Origin of the sequence: Stenotrophomonas rhizophila (assembly GCF_020857975.1) — a bacterium.
Classification (GTDB): Bacteria; Pseudomonadota; Gammaproteobacteria; order Xanthomonadales; family Xanthomonadaceae; genus Stenotrophomonas; species Stenotrophomonas rhizophila_C.
In genome coordinates, this window is record NZ_JACWUO010000006.1 from 145768 (window position 1) to 161818 (window position 16051).

At 65.9% G+C, this 16051-nt stretch carries 13 protein-coding genes; 6 read left to right on the forward strand and 7 right to left on the reverse strand.

Annotated features, from left to right (window positions below; translation table 11 throughout):
• Nucleotides 1-35: 35 nt before the first annotated feature.
• Together gcvT and gcvH are read left to right on the forward strand one after the other, a co-directional pair.
• Entirely contained in the window at nt 36-1148 is a 1113-nt protein-coding gene (gene gcvT, locus IC535_RS08145) for a glycine cleavage system aminomethyltransferase GcvT (protein ID WP_228884159.1), read from the forward strand.
• Nucleotides 1149-1238: 90 nt separating this feature from the next.
• Nucleotides 1239-1634, forward strand: coding sequence for a glycine cleavage system protein GcvH (gcvH, locus tag IC535_RS08150; protein ID WP_228884160.1), 396 nt, complete (start codon nt 1239-1241; stop codon nt 1632-1634).
• Between the two features lie 535 nt (nt 1635-2169).
• On the opposite strand, the gene IC535_RS08155 is transcribed toward gcvH, so the two are convergent.
• Nucleotides 2170-2607, reverse strand: coding sequence for a hypothetical protein (locus tag IC535_RS08155; protein ID WP_228884161.1), 438 nt, complete (start codon nt 2605-2607; stop codon nt 2170-2172).
• 24 nt (nt 2608-2631) lie between these two features.
• Here IC535_RS08155 and IC535_RS08160 point away from each other — a divergent pair, with 24 nt between their 5' ends.
• Nucleotides 2632-3192 carry a hypothetical protein gene (locus tag IC535_RS08160; RefSeq protein ID WP_228884162.1) on the forward strand — a complete coding sequence of 187 codons (561 nt, stop codon included), beginning with the start codon at nt 2632-2634 and terminating at the stop codon, nt 3190-3192.
• Between the two features lie 270 nt (nt 3193-3462).
• Here the strand turns inward: IC535_RS08160 and IC535_RS08165 are convergent, their stop codons facing one another.
• Nucleotides 3463-4854: a serine hydrolase domain-containing protein gene (locus tag IC535_RS08165; RefSeq protein ID WP_228884163.1), complete on the reverse strand. Its 1392-nt coding sequence runs from the start codon at nt 4852-4854 to the stop codon at nt 3463-3465.
• Between the two features lie 421 nt (nt 4855-5275).
• Between IC535_RS08165 and IC535_RS08170 the strand changes: the two genes are divergently transcribed.
• A complete protein-coding gene (locus tag IC535_RS08170; RefSeq protein WP_228884164.1) occupies nt 5276-6604 on the forward strand; it encodes an NTP/NDP exchange transporter in 1329 nt (442 codons plus the stop codon).
• Nucleotides 6605-6633: 29 nt separating this feature from the next.
• Nucleotides 6634-6990, forward strand: coding sequence for a DUF1304 domain-containing protein (locus tag IC535_RS08175; RefSeq protein ID WP_228884165.1), 357 nt, complete (start codon nt 6634-6636; stop codon nt 6988-6990).
• An 86-nt stretch (nt 6991-7076) separates the two neighbouring features.
• Here the strand turns inward: IC535_RS08175 and IC535_RS08180 are convergent, their stop codons facing one another.
• The 3 genes from IC535_RS08180 to IC535_RS08190 form a co-directional block, all read right to left on the reverse strand.
• Nucleotides 7077-7547, reverse strand: coding sequence for a hotdog fold domain-containing protein (locus IC535_RS08180; protein ID WP_228884166.1), 471 nt, complete (start codon nt 7545-7547; stop codon nt 7077-7079).
• Between the two features lie 67 nt (nt 7548-7614).
• Complete coding sequence (locus tag IC535_RS08185; RefSeq protein ID WP_228884167.1) at nt 7615-10095, reverse strand: acyl-CoA dehydrogenase; 2481 nt, start codon at nt 10093-10095, stop codon at nt 7615-7617.
• Nucleotides 10092-11012, reverse strand: a complete 921-nt coding sequence (locus tag IC535_RS08190) for an alpha/beta fold hydrolase (protein ID WP_228884168.1) — start codon at nt 11010-11012, stop codon at nt 10092-10094. Before IC535_RS08190 ends, IC535_RS08185 begins: the two co-directional genes overlap by 4 nt.
• A gap of 162 nt (nt 11013-11174) precedes the next feature.
• On the opposite strand from IC535_RS08190, the gene IC535_RS08195 reads away from it, so the two are divergent.
• Nucleotides 11175-11777, forward strand: a complete 603-nt coding sequence (locus IC535_RS08195; RefSeq protein ID WP_228884169.1) for a TetR/AcrR family transcriptional regulator — start codon at nt 11175-11177, stop codon at nt 11775-11777.
• Nucleotides 11778-11918: 141 nt separating this feature from the next.
• Here IC535_RS08195 and IC535_RS08200 read toward each other — a convergent pair whose 3' ends face one another.
• On the reverse strand, nt 11919-14684 hold the full coding sequence (locus tag IC535_RS08200; RefSeq protein ID WP_228884170.1) for a TonB-dependent receptor: 2766 nt from the start codon (nt 14682-14684) through the stop codon (nt 11919-11921).
• A gap of 442 nt (nt 14685-15126) precedes the next feature.
• A complete protein-coding gene (locus IC535_RS08205; protein WP_228884171.1) occupies nt 15127-15984 on the reverse strand; it encodes a hypothetical protein in 858 nt (285 codons plus the stop codon).
• Nucleotides 15985-16051: the final 67 nt, after the last annotated feature.

Consider the following 16051-nt stretch of genomic DNA (forward strand, 5'->3'; position numbering starts at 1 on the left):
ATGGCGTTCTTGTTTTCATTCCCCCGGAACCGGTCATGACCCAGAAGACGCTTCTCAACGACACCCACCGCGCGCTCGGCGCCAAGATGGTCGATTTCGGTGGCTGGGACATGCCCATCCATTACGGCTCGCAGCTGGACGAGCACCACCTGGTGCGCGCCGACGCCGGCATGTTCGACGTCAGCCACATGACCGTGGTCGACCTGCGTGGTGAACAGGTCAAGCCGTTCCTGCGCCGGCTGCTGGCCAACTCGGTGGACAAGCTCAAGGTCACCGGCAAGGCGCTGTACTCGTGCATGCTCAACCCGCGCGGCGGGGTCATCGACGACCTGATCGTGTACTACCTGGCCGACGATTTCTTCCGCATGGTGGTCAACGCCTCCACCCGCGAGAAGGACCTGGCCTGGATCGGCGAACAGGCGGCCGCCTTCGATGTGCAGGTGACCGAGCGCGAGGACCTGGCGATCATCGCCGTGCAGGGCCCGACCGCGCGCGAACGGGTCATCGGCCTGGTCGGCGAAGGCGACCGCGCCGCGCTGGAAAAGCTGGGCCGCTTCGCCGCGCTGCAGGCCACCGCCGCCAGCGGCACGCCGCTGTTCGTGGCCCGTACCGGCTACACCGGCGAGGATGGTTTCGAGATCCTGCTGCCGCAGACCGAGGTGGTCGCATTCTGGAACGCACTGGCCGCCGCCGGCGTGCGCCCGGCCGGACTGGGCGCGCGCGACACGCTGCGCCTGGAGGCGGGCATGAATCTGTACGGGCAGGACATGGACGAGACGATCACCCCCTTTGAAGCCGCCCTGGCCTGGACGGTGGCACTGGACGAAGGCCGCGACTTCATCGGCCGCCCGGTGCTGGAAGCGCAGAAGGCCGCCGGCGACGCGCGCCAGCTGATCGGTCTGGTGATGGATGAGAAGGGCGTGCTGCGCCACGGCCAGGCGGTGCTGACCGCCAGCGGCCAGGGCGAGATCCTGTCCGGCACGTTCTCCCCGACCCTGGGCAAGGGCATCGCCTTCGCCCGCGTGCCGGCCGGCGAGCTGGGCCAGGTGCACGTGGACATCCGCGGCAAGCAGGTGCCGGTGCGGGTGGTGAAGTTCCCGTTCGTGCGCGAAGGCCAGGCCCAGCCCGGCGTGCTGGCCGACGCCTGATATTGCCCGGCGGCGGTCTGTCGGCAGTCCGCGCCGGTTGGTTACACTACCCCCGTTTCTTGACCCCCTGAAATTCCTCGGAGCAGTCCCATGAGCGAGATCCCCGGCGACCTCAAATTCCTCAAGTCCCACGAGTGGGCACGCGTGGAAGGCAACGGCCGCGTCACCATCGGTATTTCCGACCATGCCCAGGGCCTGCTTGGCGACCTGGTCTATGTCGAGCTGCCGGCGGTGGGCGATGAAGTGAAGGCAGGCCAGCAGGCCGCCGTGGTCGAGTCGGTCAAGGCCGCCTCGGATGTGTACAGCCCGGTCACCGGCAAGGTGGTCGAGGTCAACGAGGCCCTGAGCGACAAGCCGGAAACCATCAACGAAGATGCCTACGGCGAGGGCTGGATCTACGTGGTCGAGTTCTCGGCCACCGACGAACTGAACGATCTGCTCGGCCCGGACGAGTACGCCGAGCTGCTGGAAGACGACGACCACTGAGCCTGGTCGTGGCTGGGAAAAAACGGTCGCCTGGTGCGGCCGTTTTTTTTGGGAGCATCGCCACCGAGGCCGGCGATCGTCGTGGCTGCGGTGGGTGCGCTCGACCCGGGCCGATGCTCGAGCCGGATCGGTCGGCGGCCGCGCGGCGACGCCGGCGGCGTTAGTGGTGCGTGATGGGTTCGGCGCAATCGGTGCACCCTTCGGCCGGCGAACGGCCTCATGCGGATGCGTTGGGTGGATGCGCGCGGTGGTCATAAGCAGGGATCGATCGGTCGCGGTGCGCGTGCCCGACACCGCCGCGGCGGTCGTGCACGCGGCGCGCAACCGATGCCGACGGCGCCGACATCGCCGCCGTCGGCGTCCAAAAGTTTGCGCATTTGTGCAAATCCGGTGGCAAAAAGCGCTCCGGGATGTGAAAACTTTTCGCCTCTGTTTTGCTCCCGTGTTGGGACGCATCGGGGCGTCGGCGGCGGCGCGGCCGATGCAGTGGCGATGCGCGCGCTCAAACCTGGCGCCGAATGCAAAAGTGCTTCTTTTAAGTGGTTTTCTTTTTGCATGTGGCGTGCACGGCGGTTGCCGGGATGGTCTGCATGGCGTCTGCACGGGGCGCGGCGGGACGGTTTGCGGGGTGTGGCGGCGCTGCGGCGGGAGGCGTGGATGTGAAAATTTTTCGCCCGGGTTGTTGACAGTGGAAAAAGGCGTGATTAGGTTTCGCCCAGCAGACCTTGCCTGCGAACAGAGTGAGCAGAATCGACATCCAGTCGCGAAGCACAACCTGGACATCCACCTCGCGTCCCAAGACGGTGGAGATGGCTTCGCTTCCCTCGGCGAACCGCAAGCCCCTTTCTGATTCGATACCTGCCTGGCCGCATGCGGCGGGTATCACCGTATCCGTCACGACGCGCATGACGCGACGGCGGTCCCCGCGACGCAGCATCTGCGGGTTTGCTTTACCTGGGCGTTCAAACTCCATAGATCACTGACGAGGAGCCATCCCATGGCAACCAAGAAAGCTGCGAAGAAAAAGCCGGCCGCCAAAAAGGCGGTCAAGAAGGTCGCTAAGAAGGCCACTGCGAAGAAGGCCGTGAAGAAGGTCGCCAAGAAGGCGGCGGCCAAGAAGACGGTGAAGAAGGCCGCCAAGAAGGCCACCGCCCGCAAGGCAGTGAAGAAGACGGCAAAGAAGGCGGTCAAGAAGGTCGCCAAGAAGGCCACTGCCAAGAAGGCAGCGAAGAAGACCGCCAAGAAGGCTGTCCGCAAGGTAGCCAAGAAGGCGGCTGCCAAGAAGACCGCCAAGAAAGCGGTAAAGAAGACCGCCAAGAAGGCCGTCCGCAAGGTAGCCAAGAAAGCGGCCGCCAAGAAGACTGCCAAGAAAGCGGTAAAGAAGACCGCCAAGAAGGCCGTCCGCAAGGTCGCCAAGAAGGCCACCGCGAAGAAGGCGCCGGCCCGCAAGGCCGCTGCCAAGAAGGCGGTGAAGAAGGTTGCAAAGCGCAAGCCGGTGGCCCGCAAGAAGAAGGCCGCCCCGGTCGCCCTGCCGGCAACCCCGGCACCGCTGATCTAAGCGTTTCCCGATAGCCGTACCCTGAAACTCCTTCCCCGGCAGCCCAGCGGGGAGGGAGTTTTTTTATGCGCGTTTTTATACTGGGCCGCCCGACGCCCTCTCCACACTTTCCCATGGCGGATCGAAGAGCGCCACGCTGTCCGGTGGGATGGGTTGGTGTATACGGACCGGTAGTTGCTTTCGCTGGACGGCTCCCCGCGCTGCCCGGTTTCTCCGGGACACAAAAAAGGCGACCCGCAGGTCGCCTTTCCGATTCAGCCCGTCCTCGACTCAGCGCGGCGATGCCACCGCGCGGTTGGACGACACGCCCTTGCGCTTGCCCGGCTGCGGGGCACCGTCTTCGGCCATCAGGTTGTCGCTGCCGAAGTCGGTGTCCACGTCCAGCCAGCGTTGGCTGGGCAGGCCCATGGCCGCGTCCAGCACGGTCGGCAGCAGGCCGCTGGGCAGGCTGCTTTCGCCGTTCCACATGATCGCGATGCCCAGGTCGCGCTCGGGTACCAGCGCCACCAGGCCGCGGTAGCCCTGCACGGCACCGGCGTGGAAGACCACCTCATGGCCGGCGTAATCGAAGTTGCGCCAGCCCAGTGCGTAGCCGGCCGAGTGCAGGCGCTCGCGGCGCCAGCCCGAGCGCATTTCGCCGGGGGTGCTGATCAGGGTCGAGTGCAGCGTGGCCAGCAGCGGCGCGGGCAGCACATCGGGGCGGTGCCCGGTATGGGCCAGCAGCCACTGCGCCATGTCGCTGGCGCTGGCATTGACGCCGGCGGCCGGCGCCAGCCGGTAGTAGGTGGGCTTGGGAGTCAGTGCCACCCAGCCGTTGCGGCTGCGCACGTGCGGGCGCGCCCAGCGCGAGCTGGCCTGGATGCCGGCCAGGCCCAGGCTGGCGTCGTCCATGCCCAGCGGCTTGAACAGACGGCGTTCGACCGACTGTTCGTAGAAGCTGCCGGAGGCGGCGTAGACCACATCGCCGATCAGGCTGAAGGCCACGTTCTGGTAGGCGTAGCAATCGCCCGGCAGGCACTTGAGCGAGGTCGAGGCCAGCTTGTGGGTGAGCGTGTAGTACTCGGCGTTGCCTTCCACATCGCGGTCGTAGGCGTTGTAGGGCAGGCCGACGCGGTGGCTGAGCAGGTCGGCCACGGTCAGCCGTTCGGTGGCTTCAGGCGTGCTCAGCTGGAACCCGGGCACGTAGTCGGTGACCTTGCTGTCCCAGCGCAGGGTGCCGTCGTTGACCAGCAGGCCGGCCATGGTGCCGGCGAAGGCCTTGGACAGCGAGGCCAGGCGGAACACGGTATGCGCGTCGACCATCTGCGGATTGTTGACGTCGGTGACGCCGTAGCCGCGCGCGCTGAGCACGCGGCCGCCCTGCACGATCGCCACGGCCATGCCGGGCACGCGTTCGCCGTAGGTGAGCTGCTGGGCCATCGATTCGATCGCGGCCACATTGAAGCCCGGCGCCGGCGCCAGCACCTGGCGCGCGGCGACGGTGGGGCGGTACGCCGCCGGTTGGGTGTGCGCAATCGCCGCAGCGTTCTCGATGTTCACCGGGAACGCAGCCGGGGCGGCACTGGGGGTCTGTGCAGTGGACGACATGGCGATGGGCATCAATATGCCCAGCAATCCGGTTGCCGCCGAACGGATCGGTCGACGCCTGCTGTTCTGATTCATCGTTTTGGGCCCGTGCGCAACTGCTGTGGCCGATTCTAGCGCTGCTGTTCCCGATTACACAAACCAAGCGAAGATGAATGCGTATCGTGTTGAAAAGGCGCGGTTTTTGCATCGCCATGCGGCGGCATCGGCCTGGCCTCGGGCGCAGCCCTGTTCAGCCGCCGCCAGCCTGTTCCAGCCGCCACTGGGCGGCGCGCCTGGCCAGCATGATGGTCGGGCATTGGCCGTCCCCCACCGCAGCGGTTGAGCATGGGCCAGGTCGGCCGGCCACGGGGCGACGGGGTGGCATCACGCTGGGTTGCGTGGATGGGCACGCCGGAGGCTGGCGATGTTGCGGTGCATCGTTTACCTTGCGCGCTTTGCTGCCCGGAGTTCCCACGATGCTGCCGTTGCCACGCCGCCCGAGCCGGGAGTGGGTGCGATGAGTGCTGCGGCACCGGTGCGGACCGGCCTGCGCGCGGCGCTGCGGCAATCGCCGCCGCTGATCTGGGCCTGCCTGTATTTCTTCTGCCTGCTCAGCGGCTACTACGTGCTGCGCCCGGTACGCGAAGCGATGGCGGCCTCGGCCGACCCGAAGGCGGTGTTCCCGCCGGTGATGATCGACTGGTTCAGCGCGCACGGCATCGCGCTGCAGGACTTCGTGCTGCAGGTGCTGTTCACCTGCGTGTTCGTGATCATGCTGGTGCTGCAGCCGCTGTACGGCGCGCTGGTCAGCCGCTACCCGCGGCGGGTGTTCCTGCCGGCGGTGTACGGTTTCTTCATCGTCTCCCTGCTGGGCTTCTACCTGCTGTTCGACAGTGGCGTGCCCGGGCGCGGCATGGCGTTCTTCTTCTGGGCGGCGGTGTTCAACCTGTTCGCGGTGGCGGTGTTCTGGAGCTTCATGGCCGATGTGTTCTCCAACGCCCAGGCGCGTGCGGTGTACGGCTACATCGGCGCGGCCGGCACCCTCGGTGCGTTCCTCGGCCCGGTCATCACCTCGGCGCTGGTGGAGCAGGTCGGCATCGCCAACCTGATGCTGGTCTCGGCCGGGTTCCTCACCACCTGCCTGGTCTGCATCTGGCGGCTGCGGCTGTGGGCCGTGGCGCGCGAGCAGGAACAGCAGTTGGCGTCGGGTGAAACCCCGATGGGCGGCAGTGTGCTCGATGGCCTGAAGCTGATCGCACGCGAGCCGCTGCTGCGCTGGCTGGCGGCGCTGGTGCTGTTCGGCGTGGGCATCGGCACGCTGCTGTACAACGAGCAGGCCGCGATCGTACGCCGCCTGTATACCGATCCGGCCGCGAGCACCGCGTTCTTCTCGCGGGTGGACCTGGCGGTCAACGCGCTCACCCTGCTGCTGCAGCTGGGCCTGACCCGCTGGCTGCTGTCGCGCCATGGCATCGGCCCGGCGCTGTTGATTCCCGGCTTTGCGATCATCGTCGGTTTCTCGGTGCTGGCCGCCTCGCCGCTGCCGATGCTGGTGGCGATGGTGCAGGTGATGACCCGCGCCAGCGAGTTCTCGTTGGCCAAGCCCGCACGCGAGACCCTGTACACCCGGGTGGACCGCCAGTGGCGCTACAAGGCCGGCGCGGCGATCGACACGGTGGTCTACCGCGGTGCCGACCTGACCTTCGCCTGGGTGCACAAGGGGCTGTCGCTGTTCGGCTCGCACGCGGTGTTCGCCGGCGGCCTGGTGGTGGCCGGGTTGATGACCGCTGCCGCGTTCGGGGTGCTGGGCGAAGAAAAGAAACTGCCGGGCGAGCGCCCGGAGTAAGCTTCCTCCATCTTGTTCGAGGGTTGCGCATGTACTGGACCGCACTGATCCTGACCCTGGTGGTCGCGCTGTTGCATGTGTACTTCCTGGTCCTGGAGATGTTCCTGTGGACGCATCCGCTGGGGCTGAAGACCTTCCGCAACACCCCCGAGAAGGCGCAGGCCACGCGGGTGCTGGCGGCCAACCAGGGGCTGTACAACGGCTTCCTGGCCGCGGGCCTGTTCTGGGGCCTGTTCGACCACTTGCCGATGCTGGTGAACTTCATGCTCGGCTGCGTGATCGTGGCTGGCTGCTATGGCGCCTACAGCGTCAACAAGCGGATCTTCTTCATCCAGGCGCTGCCGGCGATCCTGGCGGTGGCGGCATGGTGGATGGTGCCGGCCTGAGGCGGTGCGGCCCCGCAGGGCGTGGCTCTACCTCGGCGCACACGCTACCCCGGTCGAACCACGCCTGCGTGGCGGCGCGGCAATGATCAGCGCTTGACCGGCGATACCCACATGTCGATCCGCGCCTCGAACACCGCCGTCCCCGCGGTATCGCGGATCTGCACGTTGACCGGCAGGGCGTAGCCCGCGTCCGCGCTGACGATCGGCTGGGCGGGCGTGGCGACCGCGTGCTGGGTGCCGATGGCCTTGGCCAGGTACTTCACCTCCATGCCCTTGGGGATCCAGCGCATGCCGCTGGGCAGGGAGGCGTCGACCATCAGCCCGGCGGTGAGTTCGGCCAGGTTGCACAGGGCGATGGCATGCACGGTGCCGATGTGGTTGCGCACCCGGCGACGGTGCGCGATGCGGCCTTCGCAGCGGGCCGCTTCGAGCAGGGTGATGCGCGGGGCGATGCTGGCGAAGTAGGGCGCCTTGAAGCACACCGCGCGCGCGAACAGCCAGTTGCCGGCGGGCCAGCGTTGCATGCGCTGGTAGAGCTTGAGCAGTGGAGCGGACATTGATGGGTCTCCCAAGAAAAACGGCGGACCGAAGTCCGCCGTTGTTGTTATTGCCTTGCTGCCGGGATCACGCCGCTTCCTGCGACTGCCGATCCTTGTGCTGGAGGTCGTGGTAACCGGCCGAGCGCAGTTCGCGCGGATCGAAGTCGTCCACGGTGATGGTTTCCAGGGTCAGCACGCGCAGCTCTTCGAGCAGGGTGCGTTCGTCCTGGGTGATCACCCCTTCGGCCACGGCTTCGTCCAGCTGGGTGACAAAGTCCAGCGCTTCGATGCCCTTGGTCTTGACCGCCTTGATGAACTTGCGCTCGACCGGCTCGGCCATGATCGCCTTGGACAGGTAGCTGTTGATGCGGCCACCGGGGTTGTTCTCGCACGGGGTCAGGAACACGCCATTGGCCAGGCGGTCGCGGGCTTCGTTGGGCGCCATCAGCAGCGCGGCGACGCGGTGGCCCAGGCGGTCGCCCGGGGCTTCGGCGCGGCGGCCGAACGGGAAGATCAGCAGCCACATCAGCCAGCCGATCGGGCGGATCGGGAAGTTGCGCAGCGCCGCCGACAGCGACTCTTCGATCTTGTGCACGCTGTCATGGAAGGCCCAGGCCAGCAGCGGCTGGTCGGCGGTCGGCGCGCCTTCGTCGTGGTAGCGCTTGAGCATGGCGCTGGTCATGTAGATGTGGCTCAGCACATCGCCCAGGCGGCCGGACAGCGATTCCTTGAACTTCAGCTTGCCGCCGAGGGTCATCATCGAGATGTCGGCCATCAGCGCCAGGTTGGCCGAGTAACGGTCCAGCTTGCGGAAGTAGCGGCGGGTGTAGGCGTCGCCCGGGGCGGCACCGATGCGCGCGCCGGTCAGGCCGAACCAGAACGAACGCACGGCGTTGGAGATGCCGAAGCGGATATGGCCGAACAGGCTGCGGTCGAATTCCTGCAGGCCGGCACGGGTATCGGGGTCCTGGGCGGCCTTCATTTCCTTGAGCACCCACGGATGGCACAGAATCGCACCCTGGCCGAAGATCAGCAGGCTGCGGGTCATGATGTTGGCGCCTTCCACCGTGATAGCGATCGGCGCGGCCTGCCAGCTGCGGCCGGCGAAGTTGCGCGGTCCCAGGATGATGCCCTTGCCGCCGATCACATCCATCATGTCCGAGATCACTTCGCGGCTCATGGTGGTGCAGTGGTACTTGGCGATCGCCGACGGCACCGACGGCACGTCGCCGCGGTCCACCGCCGCCGCCGTGGCCTGGCACAGCGCGCTGATCGCATAGGCCTTGCCGCCGATCCGGGCCAGCGCCTCTTCCACGCCCTCGAAGCGGCCGACCGACAGGCCGAACTGCTTGCGGATGCGCGCATAGGCACCGGTCACCACCGCACCGGCCTTGGCACCACCACTGGCGGTGGAGGGCAGGGTGATCGAGCGGCCCACGGCCAGGCACTCGTTGAGCATGTTCCAGCCCTTGCCGGCCTTCTCGGCGCCGCCGATCAGCTGGGTCAGCGGGATGAAGACATCCTTGCCGCGGATCGGGCCGTTCTGGAAGGTGGAGTTGAGCGGGAAGTGGCGGCGGCCGATCTCCACGCCGGCGGTGTCGCGCGGCAGCAGCGCCAGGGTGATGCCGATATCGCGGGTGGTGCCGATCAGTCCGTCCGGGTCGTACATGCGGAAGGCCAGGCCGATCAGCGTGGCCACCGGGGCCAGGGTGATGTAGCGCTTGTCGAAGGTGAGCTTGACGCCGAGCACCTGCTCGCCGTTCCACTCGCCCTTGCAGACGATGCCGTAATCGGGAATCGAGGTCGCATCCGAGCCGGCAAACGGACCGGTCAGGCCGAAGCACGGCACTTCACGGCCATCGGCCAGGCGCGGCAGGTACTGGTCCTTCTGTTCCTGGGTGCCGTAATGGTTGAGCAGTTCGCCCGGGCCCAGCGAGTTCGGCACGCCGACGGTGGAGCTGACCACGCTCGACACCGAGGCCAGCTTCTGGATCACCTTGTGGTGGGCCAGCGCGCTGAAGCCCAGGCCGCCGTATTCCTTCGGAATGATCATGCCGAAGAACTTGTTCTTCTTGATGAAGCTCCACAGCTCCGGCGGCAGGTCGGCGTAGACGTGGGTGATTTCCCAGTCGTTGACCATCCTGCACAGCTCTTCGACCGGGCCATCCAGGAAGGCCTGTTCCTCGGCGGTTAGCTGCGGCTTGGGGTAGTTGAGCAGGATGTTCCAGTCCGGGTCGCCGGTGAACAGCTGGCCTTCGAAACCGACCGAGCCGGTTTCCAGCGCGATGCGTTCGGTCTGCGACAGCGGCGGCAGCACCTTGCGGAACACCTTCATCATCGGCGCGGTCAGCAGCGGCTTGCGGATGAACGGCAGCAGCAGCGGCACCACGATGAGCGCAACGATGGCTGCGGCCACCAGGGTGGCGGTCTGGTTCACGTAGGGGATGAACCAGCAGGCGGCGAGGATCGCCACGCTGATGATCGTCCAGGTGATCAGCCGCATCCGGTGGTAGGCGACGAAGGCGCCCGCCAGCAGGATGGCCAGGAAGGGGACGACAATGCTCATGAGCGTGCTCCGGTGACGTGCTCGGTAGTGGCGGACTGTGCCACGGCGGAGGCCGAGGGCAACACGTCCAGATAGTCCAACACAGTAGCGGTAAAGGCGTTGTTGTCATCACCGGCGACCATATGCGTGGCCTCCGGCAACTGCACATGGCGCGCATGCGGCGCCAACGCGAGGAATTCGGCCACCGTCTGCGGGGTGACCAGGTTGCTGCGCCCGCCGCTGACCAGCAGCAGCGGGCATTTCACCTGGCGCGCGGCATCGGCCAGCGCGTCCTGGTGCTGTTCGCTGTCGCGCGCCAGCTCGGCCACCAGGCGCGGGTCCCAGTGCCAACGCCAGCGGCCCTGGCCGTCCTCGCGCAGCAGCGCGCGCAGGGAGGCGTCGGATTTGCGCGGGCGGTGCGGCAGGTAGGCCGAAATGACGTCGGCGGCCTGCGACAGCGAGGCGAAACCGTCCGGGTGGGCGGTCATGAACATCAGGATCTTTTCGACGCCGGCGGTGTCCCAGCGCGGGGTGATGTCCACCAGCACCATCGCCGCGAACAGGCCCGGCCAGCGCGATTCGGCGAGCAGCCCGAACAGTCCGCCCATCGAAGCGGCCACGAGCACCGGGGGTTGCGCCTGCTCACCGGCCAGCACGATCAGGTCATCGGCGAATTGCTGGCCGTGGTAGGCCAGCGCGGCCGGGTTCCAGTCCGAGTCGCCATGGCCGCGGGCGTCATAGGCCAGGGTCTGGTAACCGGCGCCGGCCAGCGCCTGCGCGGCGGCGGTCCAGGCGTGCCGGGTCTGGCCGAAGCCGTGGGCGAACAACACAGTGCCGCGGCGCCCGGGCGGGGAGCGGGTGGCGGCCAGCACGGCATCGTGCGCGGCGGTCAGTCGCTCATCGTCAAAACGAGGCAGGGTAGAAGAAGGAGTGACCATACTCGCTAGTATGGACCTGCCCTGTGGCATGTCAATACTTTGGGGTATGGTGATGCTGGACGGGCCGTCGACCGCTACCGGCGCAGCCGCGGCGGGGCCCGGTGGCGCTGCCTGGCGGCCCCTTCGGCGCACACCCACCCCAGCGTATGGTTAAATCACCTCATGAATGAACCTGAAGCTTCCGCCGGCGAGCCACGTGCCGGCCGCAACAGCCGCCTGAGCGCGGAAGACTGGGCCCAGGCCGCCCTGGACCTGATTGCCGAACAAGGAGTGGGCGCGGTGGCGGTCGAGCCGCTGGCACGCCGCCTGGGGGTGACCAAGGGCAGTTTCTACTGGCATTTCCCCTCGCGCGATGCGCTGCTGCAGGCCGCGCTGGAACGCTGGGAATTGTTCGAGCAGGAGCAGGTATTCGGCAGCCTGGAAGACGTGCCGGACCCGCGCGTACGCCTGCGCCAGCTGTTCCAGGTGGTGGCCCACGAAGTGCAGCCGCACATCATCTACAGCGAGCTGCTCAAGGCACTGGACCATCCGATGGTGCGCCCGGTGATCGATCGCGTGTCGCACCGCCGGCTGGAATACCTGGTGGCCTCGTTCCGCCAGGCCGGCCTGAGCCGCACCGATGCGCAGCACCGCGCGCGGCTGGCCTACGCGGCCTATGTCGGCTTCCTGCAGCTGTCGCTGCAGCTGCAGCAGCCCAAGCAGGCGCGCGAGGATTTCGAGGCGTATGTGGAGCACGTGATCGAGACCTTGATCCCGATCGGCTGAGTGCTGCCCGGATCCATGCAGAAAGGCCGCAGCGATGCGGCCTTTCTCGTGGGCGATGGTGCCGTCCACTTTAGCGGCGGCACAAAAAACAACGGCCCCTTTCGGGGCCGTTGCTGCATCAGGTGCCGATCAGTGAATCGATCAGAACTTCTGCTTGTACTGCATGTACATGTAGCGGCCCGGCAGGTCGTACTGCGGGTCGAACATGTTGTACGAGACCTGGTAGGAGACCGGCGGCTGCTTGTCGAACGCGTTGTTCAAGCCAAGCATGACGGTGCCATTCCACGGCGTGTTGTAGCGGACCTGGACGTCATGATAGACCGTGGTCGGCAGGCGGTTTTCCAAGCCCTCCGGATCCGAGCAGTAGTTCTGCAGCGAGCCCAGATCGCACTCTTCGGTAATGCCCGACTTGTAGCGCATGCCCCAGTTGACGCCGAAATCGCCGAAGCTCCAATCCACATACAGATTGGAACGGATGCGCCAGTAGGGGTCCTGGTCCAGATACCGGCCCTGGTAGCCTTCGGCGGCGGATTCGCTCGTCGCCTTGGTTTCCCACTTGCTCAGGTAGGTGCTGTCCCAGCTGACGGTGAACTGACCGAACGAGGTCTCCGGCAGGCGATACATGATGCCCAGATCCCAGCCTTCGACCTTGTACGACGCCAGGTTCTGCAGCGGCATGCGCACGTTGGTGATGGTGTAGTTCTCTGCCGTGGTGCCGTAGTTCGGGTCACGCGTGATCAGACCGCAGTACGCAGCCTGCTCGGTGGCGTTACCCGAGTAGCAACGATCCATGATGTCGCCGATCGCCGGACGGGTGATCGCATCTTCGACCTCGATCTGCCACCAGTCCAGGGTCACGTTCAGGCCCTGCACGAAGCTCGGGCTGAACACCAGGCCCAGCGTCTTGCTGGTCGAGGTTTCCGGCTTCAGGTCCGGGTTGGAGGTCCAGGTGAACGGCTCGTTGGTCTGATACGCGCCCGGCTGGGCGACATCGTCGGAGTCGACGCTGTTGGGCTGGATGAAGTTGGCCGGCACACCTTGAGCCTGACACAGCGCCAGCGTGCCACCGGTGGGGTTGTTGGCCAGGGCGCAGGGATCTGCGTAGGTTTCGTACGAGTCGGCGTCACCGGCAAACATGTTGCTGATGCTCGGCGCGCGGAAGCCTTCGGAGTAGTTACCACGAATCATCAGGTCATCGATCGGCTTCCAGCGGAAACCGAACTTGTTGTTCGTGGTGTTGCCGAAGTTGCTGTACTTCGAGTAGCGGGTAGCCACGCTGAAGTCCAGCAGCTTCGCGCCCGGCAGGTCAGCCAGCACCGGGATCGACAGTTCCAGGAAGAACTCGTCCAGGTCGTAGCCGCCCTTGGTCGGCTTTGCACCATTGCCGGTGCTCAGACCCGAGGCGATGAAGGCATCCGGGTCGAACTGACCGCTTTCCTTGCGGTACTCGTAGCCGGCTGCGAAGGCCAGGGCACCGGCCGGCAGCTGCACGATTTCGCCGGAGATGTTGGCGTAGTACCCCTTGGATTCCAGGTTCGAGGAATCATGTGCGGTGAACGCGGTGTAATCGATCGCGCCCTGCGAGATGGAACCTTCCGGGCCAAGCGGATTGACCGGTACGCAACCTGGGATAACGTCGCCGCCAGGAGCGCTGACGCACACCGGAACGCCGTTGCGCAGTTCCGACGGGCCATAGGCATTCTGCAGGTTGGCCACGTTGAACAGGCCGTAGGTCAGGACGTTCTCGTCGGTCTTGTCGTAGCGGTAACCGACATCCCAATCGAAGGTGCGGTCAGCAAACTCGAAGAAGCCTTCGAAGCCGCCGTAGAAGTGCCAGTTCTTCACGTTCTGGTTGAACGAACGGCCGCCGCTTTCGTTGAAGCGACGGTTGACGCCGGTCAGGTCGACGCCGTACGGGTTGTACATGCTGTCAGCACTGAGGCGCTGGCCGGTCACCGGCATTGCGGCAAGCAACTGTTCGGACTTGCGTTCGTTGTACATCGCCTCGGTACGGAAGGTGATGTTGTCGGTGACGTTGTACGAACCGGTGGCGAACAGCGAGGTACGTTCCTGCGGGGTCAGCAGGTAGTTGTCCGGCGAGCTGTTGTAGCCGTGGATCTGGCTGTTGAACGGCGTTTCCGTACCATTGATGATGACGTAACGTCGGCCGTCACGGATGTACGAACCCGGCAGGCCGGTGCTGCTCTGGCCACTGAAGAACGGCGGGCCACCGGCGGAGATCGCACGATCGCCGGCGCCGACGGAACCTTCCTTGACGTAGGAGGCGCCAAGGGTGAGCGAAGAGCGATCAGTGGTGGTGCCGAGGGTGAAGTCATAGGCTTCGCGCTCGCCGTCGCCGGCGCTGTACTGGCCTTTGTAGAAGTTGGCTTCCGCGCCGTCGAAGTCCTTCTTGGTGATGATGTTCACCACGCCGGCGATGGCATCGGAGCCATAGATCGTCGAGGCGCCGTCCTTCAGGACGTCGATGCGCTCGACCATGGCGGTCGGGATGGTATTCAGATCGACGCTGCCGTCCAGACCGGTGGTCCAACGACGGCCGTTGACCAGCACCAGGGTGCGGGCGCTGCCCAGGTTGCGCAGGCTGATGCCAGCCGTACCGTCGCCGCCGTTGTTGAACGTGCGGTTAAGGGCGGCACCGTTGGCGGCGACGCGCTGCAGGATATCGGCGACCGAGGTCACGCCCTGCTTTTCGATGTCGGCACGGGTCAGGCTGAGCACCGGCTGGGAGGTCTCGATGTCGGTGCTCTTGATGCGCGAGCCGGTGACCGAGATGCGATCCAGATTGGTCGGCTGATCCGACTCCTGCGCCTGCGCGGTGGCAGTGGCGGCCGTCGCGACCAGCGCGATGATCACCGCGTCACGCAGCTTGTTGGGCTTAAAGTTCATTGCTCTCTCTCTCCAAGGGAATCTTGGGTATTCACTGGGGTGTTTGCCTGCGGCGGCGCCAACCAGGGTGCCAACAACCACGAGGCTGACTCGATAGTAGCTCCCGCGACAAGAGAATTAAAGTCCCGTTAATGTTTCCTGTGAAATGCGTGAAATTCGGCAAAGTCCTTGTGGATCAATAGGCTTACGTCATTACTTTCGGCATGGCGTATCAAAAGTTAAAATTATGTGAAGAAAATAGTTGCAATTGATTTGTCACGCTTTGTATCAACGCGTATCGCTTCGACACATTGCATCCGCGGTGACGCGATGCAGTCCCCTGCTCTCAGAGGCGCCGCGACCGGGCAGGGCTGGGCTCGCGCTGGCGCCCGGGCAAAAAAAAACGCGCCCTCAGGCGCGTTTTCCAGCGGCAGCGGTCGCCGCGCAGGCGGCGTGGACCGGCTTACAGATCCTGCTCGTAGCGGACGTAGGGCACGGTGCCTTCGTCGGTGCTCTCATTCCGCGGGGCGAACGGGTTCTTGCCGCGGCTGATGACGTTCTCGGCGCCCACGGTGAGCTGGCCGCTCCACGGCGTGCGCCAGGTCAGGCCGACGCCCAGGCCTTCCCATTTGCCGGGCTGGCCGGGCACATCCACCACCCGGCCGATGATGTTGCCGCTGAAATTGCCGTAGCCGGCGCCCAAGGTCAGGCTCTTGCTGTCCCAGCGGTCGACCAGGGCCGGCGAGGCGTCGGCCAGCGGTACCAGGCGCGCCTTGGCATAGGTGCCGCCAATGGACACAAAGCCTTCGCGGCCGATGTTCTTCTGGCCAAACACGGTCAGGTCATTCTGCTCGGCGCGCAGCGCCGGCGATTTGTTCGGGCCGGCCAGCCAGGCCGGCAGGGTATCGCGGCCGCTGCCGGCAGTGATGCCCACGCGACCGCCAGGGCGGTTGAACGCAGCGGTGCCGCTGACCCGGCGGCTGAGCGGGGCGTCGTCATCGTCGCCCAGGGTGGCCAGCATGCAATGGCTGGCCAGGCCGCTGATGCTGGTGCCGCGGCTGCTGTTGCAGAGCAGGCCCAGCGAATCGCCCGAGGACAGCCCGAAGGCGGCGTCGAGCGAACTGCGCCCGAAATGCCAGCGCGCGCCCACCGCCTGTTCGCCGGTGGGCTCCAGGTACAGCAGGGCTTCGACCTTGCCGCTGCCCTTGTTCCAGATCGGCAGCACGGTGCTGTCCTGCCGCGGTTTGGATTGCGCATACGCGCCCGGGATCGCGGCAAGGGCGATCAACAGGGCCAGTGGTAGACGCAGAAGGGGGCGCATGGGAACTCTCAGACAGCAGCAATCGACACAAGTTCCCGCCGAAGCGGGACACTGATCCTAGGGCGTT

What these genes read in the sequence shown, in the direction of transcription:
- IC535_RS08200 (WP_228884170.1), bottom strand. Translation starts at nt 14,684, where the DNA reads ATGAACTTTAAGCCCAACAAGCTGCGTGACGCGGTGATCATCGCGCTG.
- IC535_RS08185 (WP_228884167.1), bottom strand. Translation starts at nt 10,095, where the DNA reads ATGAGCATTGTCGTCCCCTTCCTGGCCATCCTGCTGGCGGGCGCCTTC.
- IC535_RS08195 (WP_228884169.1), top strand. Translation starts at nt 11,175, where the DNA reads ATGAATGAACCTGAAGCTTCCGCCGGCGAGCCACGTGCCGGCCGCAAC.
- IC535_RS08205 (WP_228884171.1), bottom strand. Translation starts at nt 15,984, where the DNA reads ATGCGCCCCCTTCTGCGTCTACCACTGGCCCTGTTGATCGCCCTTGCC.
- gcvT (WP_228884159.1), top strand. Translation starts at nt 36, where the DNA reads ATGACCCAGAAGACGCTTCTCAACGACACCCACCGCGCGCTCGGCGCC.
- IC535_RS08155 (WP_228884161.1), bottom strand. Translation starts at nt 2,607, where the DNA reads ATGGAGTTTGAACGCCCAGGTAAAGCAAACCCGCAGATGCTGCGTCGC.
- IC535_RS08190 (WP_228884168.1), bottom strand. Translation starts at nt 11,012, where the DNA reads ATGGTCACTCCTTCTTCTACCCTGCCTCGTTTTGACGATGAGCGACTG.
- IC535_RS08160 (WP_228884162.1), top strand. Translation starts at nt 2,632, where the DNA reads ATGGCAACCAAGAAAGCTGCGAAGAAAAAGCCGGCCGCCAAAAAGGCG.
- IC535_RS08170 (WP_228884164.1), top strand. Translation starts at nt 5,276, where the DNA reads ATGAGTGCTGCGGCACCGGTGCGGACCGGCCTGCGCGCGGCGCTGCGG.
- IC535_RS08165 (WP_228884163.1), bottom strand. Translation starts at nt 4,854, where the DNA reads ATGAATCAGAACAGCAGGCGTCGACCGATCCGTTCGGCGGCAACCGGA.
- IC535_RS08180 (WP_228884166.1), bottom strand. Translation starts at nt 7,547, where the DNA reads ATGTCCGCTCCACTGCTCAAGCTCTACCAGCGCATGCAACGCTGGCCC.
- IC535_RS08175 (WP_228884165.1), top strand. Translation starts at nt 6,634, where the DNA reads ATGTACTGGACCGCACTGATCCTGACCCTGGTGGTCGCGCTGTTGCAT.
- gcvH (WP_228884160.1), top strand. Translation starts at nt 1,239, where the DNA reads ATGAGCGAGATCCCCGGCGACCTCAAATTCCTCAAGTCCCACGAGTGG.